This is a genomic window from Brevibacillus sp. FW306-2-1A-C05A (genome assembly GCF_058781555.1).
On sequence record NZ_JBYSWV010000084.1, the window covers coordinates 1 to 10870 of the forward strand.

12 protein-coding genes are annotated in these 10870 nt (G+C 53.9%); 10 read left to right on the plus strand and 2 right to left on the minus strand.

The annotated features are described in order from the left end of the window. Positions 1 to 109 precede the first annotated feature (109 nt). The 4 genes from AC3WJN_RS24995 to AC3WJN_RS25010 all read left to right on the plus strand — a co-directional run bounded on the left by AC3WJN_RS24995 (position 110) and on the right by AC3WJN_RS25010 (position 3117). Positions 110 to 589 (plus strand): hypothetical protein, encoded by a 480-nt coding sequence (locus tag AC3WJN_RS24995; RefSeq protein ID WP_005833204.1) that lies wholly within the window; start codon positions 110 to 112, stop codon positions 587 to 589. A 44-nt stretch (positions 590 to 633) separates the two neighbouring features. After that, entirely contained in the window at positions 634 to 966 is a 333-nt protein-coding gene (locus AC3WJN_RS25000; RefSeq protein ID WP_007777427.1) for a hypothetical protein, read from the plus strand. A 47-nt stretch (positions 967 to 1013) separates the two neighbouring features. After that, positions 1014 to 1874, plus strand: coding sequence for a GNAT family N-acetyltransferase (locus tag AC3WJN_RS25005; RefSeq protein ID WP_007777429.1), 861 nt, complete (start codon positions 1014 to 1016; stop codon positions 1872 to 1874). 112 nt (positions 1875 to 1986) lie between these two features. Next, complete coding sequence (locus AC3WJN_RS25010) at positions 1987 to 3117, plus strand: virulence factor (RefSeq protein WP_007777432.1); 1131 nt, start codon at positions 1987 to 1989, stop codon at positions 3115 to 3117. A gap of 76 nt (positions 3118 to 3193) precedes the next feature. On the opposite strand, the gene AC3WJN_RS25015 is transcribed toward AC3WJN_RS25010, so the two are convergent. Further along, positions 3194 to 3880: a M15 family metallopeptidase gene (locus AC3WJN_RS25015; protein ID WP_007777436.1), complete on the minus strand. Its 687-nt coding sequence runs from the start codon at positions 3878 to 3880 to the stop codon at positions 3194 to 3196. 183 nt (positions 3881 to 4063) lie between these two features. Here AC3WJN_RS25015 and AC3WJN_RS25020 point away from each other — a divergent pair, with 183 nt between their 5' ends. After that, positions 4064 to 5362 (plus strand): phytoene desaturase family protein, encoded by a 1299-nt coding sequence (locus AC3WJN_RS25020; RefSeq protein WP_005833198.1) that lies wholly within the window; start codon positions 4064 to 4066, stop codon positions 5360 to 5362. A 121-nt stretch (positions 5363 to 5483) separates the two neighbouring features. On the opposite strand, the gene AC3WJN_RS25025 is transcribed toward AC3WJN_RS25020, so the two are convergent. Further along, the gene (locus AC3WJN_RS25025) at positions 5484 to 6296 is read right to left on the minus strand and encodes a serine hydrolase (protein WP_005833196.1); all 813 of its coding nucleotides are present in this window, start codon (positions 6294 to 6296) and stop codon (positions 5484 to 5486) included. Between the two features lie 108 nt (positions 6297 to 6404). Here AC3WJN_RS25025 and AC3WJN_RS25030 point away from each other — a divergent pair, with 108 nt between their 5' ends. The 5 genes from AC3WJN_RS25030 (at position 6405) to AC3WJN_RS25050 (ending at position 10719) form a co-directional block, all read left to right on the plus strand. Further along, on the plus strand, positions 6405 to 8030 hold the full coding sequence (locus AC3WJN_RS25030; protein ID WP_005833194.1) for a peptide ABC transporter substrate-binding protein: 1626 nt from the start codon (positions 6405 to 6407) through the stop codon (positions 8028 to 8030). 34 nt (positions 8031 to 8064) lie between these two features. Next, positions 8065 to 8799 (plus strand): gamma-glutamyl-gamma-aminobutyrate hydrolase family protein, encoded by a 735-nt coding sequence (locus AC3WJN_RS25035; protein WP_007777446.1) that lies wholly within the window; start codon positions 8065 to 8067, stop codon positions 8797 to 8799. Positions 8800 to 8918: 119 nt separating this feature from the next. Then, positions 8919 to 9362, plus strand: a complete 444-nt coding sequence (locus AC3WJN_RS25040) for a peroxiredoxin (RefSeq protein WP_005833191.1) — start codon at positions 8919 to 8921, stop codon at positions 9360 to 9362. A gap of 94 nt (positions 9363 to 9456) precedes the next feature. Beyond that, the gene (locus AC3WJN_RS25045) at positions 9457 to 10509 is read left to right on the plus strand and encodes a DNA polymerase IV (RefSeq protein WP_005833189.1); all 1053 of its coding nucleotides are present in this window, start codon (positions 9457 to 9459) and stop codon (positions 10507 to 10509) included. Positions 10510 to 10521: 12 nt separating this feature from the next. Then, positions 10522 to 10719 carry a hypothetical protein gene (locus AC3WJN_RS25050; RefSeq protein WP_005833187.1) on the plus strand — a complete coding sequence of 66 codons (198 nt, stop codon included), beginning with the start codon at positions 10522 to 10524 and terminating at the stop codon, positions 10717 to 10719. Positions 10720 to 10870 lie beyond the last annotated feature (151 nt).

Consider the following 10870-nt stretch of genomic DNA (forward strand, 5'->3'; position numbering starts at 1 on the left):
TTTTTGGTTGTGAAGTTGAAAATGTCATTCAGAATAATTTGACAATAGATGGATTCATTTTTTATGCAACGCTAATGGTGCTGAATATATTAATTAGGGGGAATACTTTGTGCGGAAATATGTCCTTTCAGGAATAGGGGTTATTGCGTTTACAGCTTTACTAACATTCGGAAGCAGCAATATCAAAGCAGAAAATGAATCACAGCTTTTTGCTGAACAAAAACAAGAAATTATCGTAGGTGCTCCAGTCACAGTCTTAGATAAAAATAGAGAGGGAGTTTACGTCGGTTTGACTGGACTTACAGTTCCATTGGCTGATGAAGTGTACGAGATAGTTGAAGAAATAAATAAAGCGGGTGGTCTTAAAGAGTCAAAAGAAATAATTCATATAAAGGATAAAGAAGGAAATGTAGTTATAAAAATACCAGCAGAACTTAAAGATAAACTAAAAGAAAAGGGGGACAAATTAATAGTTAAACATAATAAATCTGTAGACAATTATAAGAAAGAAAAAAGAATCACTAGTAAACTTAACCTTAATCTTGGTCAAGAGTGGCCGTTAAAAGAAAATAGTGTAGATAAATTCTAACAATTGAAGGCGGGAGACGCCTTCTTTTTGATGGAGGAATTAATATGAGGATCGGCCTAGTTTCAAGCCTAATTATTTCGATTTTAGTTTTCATATATTCTTTTTTTCAAATTAGCATTTTGAAAACGTTTGTTCTTTATGAGTTTTTTATTGGTGTAGTGGGACTAATATTATCAGGGGTTATTTTCAGTTCATATTTAGGTCTTGATCGTAAACACATGTCTAACCCTGATTCCTCAAAAGTTCTTGGTGAAAATAATGCCAATAAATATGAGATGCGAAAAGAAAATGAGAAGGTAAAAGAAACGGCTAAAATATTTTTCTTTTTTGGCTTGCCATGTCTAATAATTTCAGTCGTGATTTATCTAATTACCTAGTTAACAAGATGAGATGAGGTAAGACTTCAAAAAAGGGGGAGAGTCGCATGGGATACGAGATCGTGGCAATCAAATCGCTGACAGCAGCACAGCTTGAGGAAGTCAACCAACTGGCTGTGATCTGCAACGGGCATGACGGCATTGCTTTGAAAATAAACCCGAACATGCTGGAACAGCGTTCGGGCGAGCACACAGAGGACTTTCTCTGTTACGCGGACAACAAGCTGGTCGGATATCTTGGCCTGTATGTGTTCCACGCCAAAGAGGCGGAGGTCAGCGGCATGGTCCATCCGGATCACCGGAGAAAAGGGATTTTTACCGGACTGCAGCACAGGGCTAAAGCAGAGTGCCGCAAGCGGGGCATTCCGGCCCTGCTGTTTATCGTCCAGCAAAAATCGCAGGCAGGGGCCGCTTATCAGAAGCGAATCGGCGCCCCATACGAGTATTCGGAATACTGGATGGATTTAGGAAAATCTGGACGAGAAGCCTTGAGTCACGCTGTGCGGCTGCGGCCTGCTACCGCAGCGGATGAAGAGACGTTGATTCAGCTCGATGTACGCGGTTTTCAGATGGAGGAAGCGCAGGTACGGGAGATGAACGAGAAGATGGCGAACGATCCTCGTACCAGTACGTATCTGGTGCTGGCAGAGGAACGGGCGGTCGGCAAAATCAGCGTAAGCAAAAATGGCATGCAGGCGTTCATCTACGGCTTTTGCGTCCACCCCGACGAACAGGGCAAAGGCTACGGCCGCCAGGCACTGGCGCAGACGATTGCGCTGCTCGAAGCTGAAGGCTTCGCAGAGATTTCCCTTGAGGTCGCCTGTGAAAACAGCCGGGCGCTCGGGCTGTACGAGTCGTGCGGCTTTGTCGTGCAGTCGGCCAACGATTACTACAGGCTGAAGCTCTAGGTCTGCTTCCAGCCGCAAACTGCTTTTGCCGCACCCGCAGGTTGGCAAACGAAGCCGCTTCCGTGCTACCATAGGAGGGAGGTAGCATTGCGGAAAAAGGAGTGACGAAAGCATGAAACTGTTGTCCATCGAACCGACGCCGAGTCCCAACGTGATGAAGCTGAACGTGGACGAGACTCTGCCAGGTGGCGTGCAACATGTTTATACAAAAACAGAAGCGCAGAAAGCGCCGGAGCTGATGCGGGAGCTGCTGGCCATTGACGGGGTGACGTCGATTTTTCATACGGCGGACTTCCTGGCTCTGGAGCGGAAGTCGAATGCCGACTGGCAGCGCATTTTGACGGAGGCGCGGGAAGTTTTGCAGGCGGGAAAAGGAACGGCGATTCCGGTCGTCTCTGCGGAGCAAGCGGGAGCTTACGGGGAGGCGCAGGTGTTCATCCAGATGTTTCGCGGCGTCCCGATGCAGGTCAAGGTGACGATGGGGACGGAGCAGATTCGCGCCGCCTTGCCTGAGCGTTTCGGACAGGCTGCCGTGCAGGCCGGGTCTGCTTCCCCGAACCTGATTATGGAGCGCAAATGGGTCGAGCACGGTGTCCGTTACGGCGACTTGCGCGAGATCGGCGAGGAGGTAGCGCAGGAGATCGACGCGACGTATCCGCAGAGCCGCGTGGAGGAGCTCGTCCAGCAGGCGATGCTGCTCGGGCCGGGCGAGACGCCGCAGGTGGTCGAGCGCGAGAAAAAGGTCGTCACCCCGGGCATGCTCGACGATCCGGACTGGCAAAAACGCTATGAAGCGCTGGACCGCATGGAACCGACAGAGGAAGACTTGCCTGTTCTGGCAAAAGCGCTGCGCGATCCGAAGCCGTCCATTCGCAGGCTCGCTGTCGTTTACCTGGGGATGGTCGGAGGCGACGAAGTGTTCCCGCTGTTGTTCGAAGCGCTTCGCGACGATTCCGTGTCCGTGAGACGCACGGCAGGCGATACGCTGTCCGATCTGGGCGATCCGCGGGCGATTGGGCCGATGTGCGAGGCGCTCAAAGACCGTAACAAGCTGGTGCGCTGGCGTGCGGCCCGCTACCTGTTCGAAGTGGGCGACGAGACGGCGCTGGACGCCTTGCGCGCAGCCCAGAACGACCCTGAGTTCGAAGTCAGCTTGCAGGTGCAAATGGCCGTGCAGCGGATCGAGAGCGGGGAAGCAGCCAGCGGTACGGTCTGGCAGCAGATGACAAGACGCAACGACTAGCCTGCTCTATCGCGGCTTCCTTTTGAGGGGTGGCCGCGATAGGGCTTCTTTTTGTTTGCGCGGAAAAAGAACCGGGCTACACGCCGCCGTATATGGCACAGGCGCTTCCGGTGCAGGCCGCCCACGCCTGGTTGCCGTAGTCAAAATGCCACCATTCGTCTGCGTAGTTGGTAAACCCGGCGCGAGTCATGACGTGGTAGAGCAGGCGGCGGTTCGCCTGTGCTTCCCGGTCCGCATCGGACATGTCGGCGAGCGTTTCGAAATAGCGGGTACAGGCGCGCTCTGAAAAGTCGTCAAAAGCGGTCCCCATCACAAGCCAGCCGTCAGGGCCGGCAATCGTCAGGTCGACAGCCCCTCCGGTCAGATGGCGCGGCGGTTTTGCCGGATCGGCAGTAGGGCGGGCGACAAAGCGGTGCAGCTCGGCGTACAGTTCCTCGCTCTCGGTCCAGCCTTGGGCAAGAAGCTGCTGCTTGAAGCGGTCGTACAAAGCTTGCTGCACCTGAAGCGGGCGATAGCCGTCCAGCACGACGAGCCGCAGACTGGCGGGGAGCAGCTTTGCGGCTTGCAGCAGCCTGTCTGCGACCGAGCTTCGGACGAGACAGTCCGCCATAGCGCAAGCAAGCCCTTCGTGGTAGTAGGCTGGATATACCTCAAGCTGTGGGGCATACTGCATGAGAGAAACGATCGGCTCGTTGTTTTCGCGGATGGCAGGAAGCGAACCTGCCTCTTTTTGCGCGGGAGGAATCGGGATCTTCCAGTCCATTTCGGGCATCCCCTTTGCCTTTTTCCCCATCATAGCACACGTATGCTAGGTAAAAAATGGTATCGGACAGTATAAAAATAGACACAGTTCAATAATAGTTGACTTCCACCTTATCCATCCCTTATTCTATTGTAGGGTTTAGCTCATGTAATCAACATCGCTAGTGCGTAGGGGAGATTGTGTATGACAACCAATCACTATGACGTTGTTATTGTAGGTGCCGGACTGGCTGGTCTTTCCAGTGCCGCCTACCTGTCGTCGAAAGGCAAAAAGGTTTTGGTTTTGGAGCGCGGACAATTGGGTGGACGTGCCGTTACACTGAAGATCAAAGGCTTCAACTTCAACTTCGGTGCGCACGCCATTTATGCTCGCGACAGCTCCGTTTTGAGAACGTTTGAAAAAGAACTCGGACTCAACATTGACTGGCAAGACTTCAATCCAACAAAAGCAAAGTACGATATCGGGAGCGATTTGACTGCCGTTCCTTCCAACGTGCAAGGACTTTTCCAAACCAAGCTGTTAAAAGGGATGGACAAGGTATTATTTACGTTTGAAATTTTGAAAACGATGCTCAAAATGGAGAAGGGCCATCCGCACATGTCGATTCAGAAGTGGATGGAGAAAAAGCAAGTCAGCGAAGACGTGCAAGACATGATGCTGACGCTCGCCTCCTCCAACTTCTTTACGCGTGAACCGGAAAAAATTCCGTCTGATGTGTTCTTCACGTACTACAGCCGCCTGTTCACGACGAACAAGCCTGTTGCGTACATCGGCGGCGGTTGGCAGGCGCTGATTAACGAGTTCGTTCGCGTAATCGAGGCAAACCAGGGCACGATCATGCTCAAGAACAAAGTAGAGAAGTTTCTCGTAGAAAATGATCGCGTGGTTGGAGTGGTGACGCCGGAGGGCGAGTTTACGGCTGATGAGTTCGTCTGCTGTATTCCGCCGAAAGAATTGGTAAAAGTATTCGCAGAAACACGCCTGGAGCACGCGGTTGCCCAGCACGCAGAATACGAGCCGACAGTCGTCATGGTTTACGATATCGGTCTGAAAGAGCGGATTGATGTGCCGTTCTCCTACATCTACGACAAGCAAAACAATATTTTCATCACAGACATCTCCTACTACGACCGTACTTGCGTGCCGGAGGGCGGACAGCTTTTGCAGGCGACAGCCTACATGCGCCAGGCTGACGTAGGCAACAAGGAAGCGGCGGAGATTCGCAAGCAGGAGATCGAAAATCTGTACGACAAGCACTTCCCGGGCTGGCGCGAGCAACTGGTTGTACCGCGCGTATCTGCCCGTGCCGTTGTCCAGGAAATCAAATGGACGATGAACCAAAAGCCAATGCCTACCTTCTTCCCGGACTACCGCAACCTGTTCTTTGCAGGGGACTGGTGCGAAGGGCAAGGCCAGCTTTCCGAGCTGTCTTTCTCCAGCGCATGGCAAGTGTCCAATCTGATTTTGGAAAAAGATAAGTAAAAAGCGAGCGGGTCATTCCTTTTCGTCAAAGAAGAGGAAGACCCGTTTTTTCGCGTGGACGGCACAACCGCTAGCCAAAAAAAGCCCGCCCGGCAAAACGGGCGAGCGGTGTACAGGATGCTTATGCTTTCGGGCCGTACGTATCGTACAGCAGGCGGCCGATGCGCGCCATGACGCTGGCGGCATCCTTTTGGGCCAGGCCCTTGTTGAGCAGGGAGACGCTGATCGCGTGCGGTCCTGTATAGAAAATTCCGACATCATGCGTGATTTTCGTGACCGAGCCTGTCTTGTTCGCAAACTCCCACTTCGGCACCATCCCGATGATCTCGCCGTCCGGATCGGGCAAAAGAAACGGGAAGCGGTCGCGATGCTGCTGCTGCTTTAAGATCGCGATCATTTTCAGGCAACTGTCGTAGGAGATGACTTTTCCCGTCGCCAGGTAGCGGAGGTGGCTTGCGATGTCTGCGGCCGTAATCTCGTTGTAGCCTTCCAGCTCGGCTGGCACGACCATCAGCTTGTTGTAAAAGGAGCTGTTTTCCATTCCGGTTTTGCGCATGATGCTGCGAATGCTGTCTGCCCCGACGAGGTCAATCATCATGTTGGTGGCGGTGTTGTCGCTCTGGATAATCATCAAGGTGACGAGGTCGTACACGGTGAACTCCGTCCCGGGCGTCATGTGCTGCAAGACGCCTGCTCCGCCCACGAGGTCCTCCTGGCGCAGCTTGAGCTTGTCTCCCAGTGCGAGCTTGCCGGCGTAGGCTTCGGCGAACACAGCGGCCATGATCGGCACCTTGATGACGCTCGCGGCGTAGAAGCGCTGATTTTCGTTGATGGCGAGCTTTTCGTTTGTCTGTAAATCTTCCAGATAGACTCCCCATTCGCCGCCAGCCGCTTCGAGCAGCTCTGAAACAGGGGCAAAAAGACCGGATAGCATAAGACCCATCTCCTTTTTATTCGTGTAGACAAAATTTTCTCAAGATAATATTATTTAGTCATGCTCCTAACAATCAAGAAGAATTATTCCACAGATGGGGGTTTTGTTGTGAAAAAGTTGAAGAATCTATCATTTTGCGCCGTTTTGCTGACCAGTCTGGTGTTTGCTGGCTGTGGAGCGCCGCAAGCCGGCACCACGGAAAATCCGCAAGGTGCGCAACAGGAGCAGACGAGAGCGCCCCAAACGATGCAGGTCAACCTGAACACAGGCGAGCCGAACTCGATTGACCCTGGACTGGCGGAAGATATCCCTTCCATGTCTGTGGCCCGTGCAGCATTCGATGGCCTTTTGCGCCTGAATGAAAAGGGCGAGCTGAAAGAGGCGGTCGCCGAAAAGTACGAAGTATCCGCTGATGGCTTGACTTACACGTTTCACCTGCGCGATACCAAATGGTCCAACGGCGATCCGGTAACTGCCCACGATTTTGAATACGCGTGGAAACGGGTGCTCGATCCCGAGACAGCCTCCGGATATGCGTACCAGTTGTACTATCTCAAAAACGGGGAAGCGTTCAACGCCAAGAAGGCGAAGGCAGAGGATGTCGGCGTCAAGGCGACTGACGACAAAACGCTGGTCGTGACGCTGGAAAACCCGGCGCCGTTCTTCCCGGAGCTGGTGGCATCGGTCACTTATTTCCCGGTCAATAAAAAAGTGGTGGAAGGGAACAAGGACTGGGCAGCCAAGCCGGAGACGTACATCGGCAACGGCCCGTTCGTCCTGAAAAAGTGGGAGCACAAATCGGTAATCGAATTTGCCAAAAACGACTCCTACTGGGATAAAGACGCGGTTCATTTGTCCACGCTGACCATCAACATGATTGAAGACCCGAACACCGAGCTGTCCATGTTCGAAAAAGGCGATCTGGACTGGGCCGGCTCTCCGCTGGGCGACCTGCCGCTTGATGCCCTGGATGCCTTGAAAGATTCCGGAAAAATGCAGACGCAAGCGACGGCAGGCACGTACTGGTACATCTTCAATACGACGCAAAAGCCGTTTGACAACAAAAAAATTCGCCAAGCGTTTGCCACAGCCGTCAACCGCAAGGAAATTTCCGAAAGCGTCGTGCCGTTCAAGAGCACGCCAGCGACCGGAATCCTCCCGCCGACCATGGCGCTCAACCCGGATGGCTACATCAAGGACGGCGACGTGGAGACAGCGAAAAAGCTGCTGGCAGAAGGCATGAAGGAAGCGGGCTTGACCGAGCTGCCTGAGCTGACTATCTCCTACAATACGACAGAGGTGAACCAGCGCATTGCGACGGTGATCCAGGACCAATGGCGCAAAGCGTTCGGCATCGAAGTCAAGCTGGTGAACAAGGAAAACAAGGTGCACCGCGAGCAAATGAAGGAAGGTAACTTCACCATTGGCCGCGCAAGCTGGATTGGCGACTTCAACGATCCGATCAACTTCCTCGAAGTGTTCAAGGGCGGTTTGAACACGTCGAAGTGGGAAAACAAAGAGTTCCTCGACCTGCTCGCACAGTCTGCCAAAGAAGGCGACCCGGCAAAACGCAAGGAAATCTTGAAAAAGGCGGACGCCATCGTCATGGACGAAATGCCGGCGCTGCCGATCTACTACTTCACGTATGCCTGGGTGAAGCAGGACAGCGTAAAAGACGTCGTCGTGGACGCCCTCGGGTTCATCGACTTCAAATACGCATCGAATGTCAAGTAAACAGACTAAGGTAGCCATAAGGGAGTGACTTGGCGTGCGTCCGATTATTGGTGTCGCGTGTACGAAAATGTATTTGCCGAATAACCACCTCGACCAGTTTTTCTATGTCGGGTCCGGCTACGTGGACGGAGTGGCCCGCGCAGGCGGCATTCCGCTCATCCTGCCGCTGCTGACTGTACAGGAAGCGCCGTTCCGGGAGATGATCGAATCGCTGGACGGGCTGATCCTGACTGGCGGCGACGATCCTGCCCCGCATCTGTACGGGGAAGAGCCGCTGCAAGGGCTTGGAAACATCGAATACGAGCGGGATTTGGCCGAACTGGCTGTGATTAAGCTGGCATTGGAGCTGAAAAAGCCGATCTTGGGCATTTGCCGGGGAATGCAGATTTTGAATGTAGCGTGTGGCGGCACACTCATTCAGGACATTCCAAGCCAGGTTCCGGGAGCCTTCCAGCATGCGCAAAAAGGTTCCCGCCAATACGGCGCACACAAGGTCACGCTCAAGCCCGGCTTTTTGGCGGACGCTCTTGGGCAGCAGGAGGTGCTGGTAAACACCTCGCACCACCAGGCTGTCAAAGACGTAGCGCCAGGCTTCCAGATGACAGCATGCGCGGCTGACGGAGTGATTGAGGCAATCGAGAGCCTCGACGGGCTATCTATCGGCGTGCAGTGGCATCCAGAGCGGATGTGGTCGCACGACAGCCAGATGTTGAAAATCGCCGAGGCATTTATTGCCCGGGTAAAGCAGCAGAAGCTGCAAGCGAAATAATCGACAGGTGAACAGACAGCCGTCCTGCTGCCAGCAGGGCGGTTTTTTTCATGCGGGTGCTCGTAGCCATGTAAGCCCCGCCCAAACCGATGTTATACTGGTCCCAAGAGGTGAGAGCGATGTTGAAAGTGGGAGCAAAAGCCCCTGTCTTTACGGCAGACAGCACAAAAGGTCCGGTTGACCTGGGAGAGTACGTCGGCAAGCAGACGGTCGTCCTCGTTTTTTACCCGGGGGACGACACGCCTGTGTGCACCAAGCAGTTGTGCGCGCTTCAGGACAACTACGCGAGATTGCAGCAGAAAAACACGGCTGTCTTTGGCGTCAATCCGGGCGAGTTGGGCAAAAAGCAGTCGTTTGCGGAAAAGTTCCATTACGATTTTCCGCTGATCGCAGACGAAGGTCAAAAGATTCGCGAAGCATATGATGTAGGGAAAATTCTCGGCCTGTTTTTCCAGCAGCGCATCGTCTACATCATCGGCAGGGACGGGACGATCGTGTACGCGAAAAAAGGCAATCCGCCCGTATCCGAGCTGCTGGCAGTGCTCGAAGCGCACGGGCAGTAAGCGCGGAGCGACTCTGGGAGCGATCCACCGCTTGCGTCGAAGGAGCAAAACAGGGATAATACAAATGAGAATGTATGTTTGGTGGTTATCCGTCATGAAAAAAATCCTTCATCTGGATATCGACGCTTTTTTCGCCAGTGTAGAGCAACTGGATCGGCCAGAATTGCGCGGCAAGCCTGTGATCGTAGGCGGCACTGCCAACCGCGGAGTCGTCTCGACGTGCAGCTACGAGGCGCGCAAATACGGGGTGCGCTCTGCCATGCCCGTTGCGCTGGCGCGGAAAAAATGTCCGCAAGGGGTGTACCTGCCCGTCCGCTACAGCCGCTATGTCGAAAAATCCGCAGAAGTCAGAGAAATTTTTACTTCCTATACAACACGCTACCAAACAGTCGGTCTCGACGAGGCGTACCTGGATGTGTCCGACTACGAAAATGCCGTGCCGGTTGCCCGCGAGCTGAAGAGACGGATCAAACAGGAGACGGGACTTACGTGTAGCATCGGGCTTTCTTATAATATGTCGCTCGCCAAGATCGCCAGCGATTTGAAAAAGCCGGACGCCTTTGTCATCATCCGGCCCGAGCAGGCATTGGACGTACTGCGCCCGTTGCCGATCGGGACGCTTCACGGTGTCGGCAAAAAGTCGCAGGAGCTGCTCGAAAGAAAAGGCATCAAGACAGTGGAGGACTTTTGGCAGCTTTCGCTGGATGAGGTTGTGCAGCTATTCGGCAAGTTCGGCCGTTCCCTGTATGACCGGGCCAGGGGAGAAGACAGCCGCGAGATCGTGATGGACCGCGCGCCGAAATCGACCAGCCGGGAGACGACGCTGTCGTTTGATTTGTACGACCGCGAGTCCATCGCGCCGATTGCCCTTTCCCTGTTGCGGGAGGTCGAGGAGGACGTGCGCCAGGAAGGGGTCGAGCCGCAAACGATCACGCTCAAGATCAAGTACGCCGATTTTACGCAAAGAACGAAGCAGCACAAGGCAGTCGCCGGGGCCAACTGGCAGGAGCTGCTGGACGATTTGCTCGATGCGTTTGATTACTCGCAAGGTGTCAGACTGGTGGGCGTTGGCTTTTCCAATTTTGCCGAACCGCAAAAAGAGCGCTACGAGCAGCTTTCGCTGTTTCCGTGGAAGCTCGGGAGATAGGGAGGGGCAGGGATGGAGGCGGACAATGCGTTTCATTGCTGTGCGACCTGTATTCATTTTCGCGTGGAAAAAGCGCCAGGCGTCGTGACCTACCGCTGTTCGCGCCTCACCTACGAGACGCGGCCAGACTATCGCTTCCAATGCTGGACCCCGACGGAGCGGGTCAGGCGGCTGATGGAGACGAGGCAGCAGCAATCCCGGAGTGAATAAAGAAATGGCAACACCCCCGCATGCCACGGCTCAGCGTGACAGCGGGGGTGTGTTTGCTTGGGTCAGGTGGTTGTGTCTGACGAGCTGCATCGAGCGGTCGCGGGCGCAGCCGTTTTTGTTTGCCTGGTGAGCCAGCCGCTTCCCGCCCCCT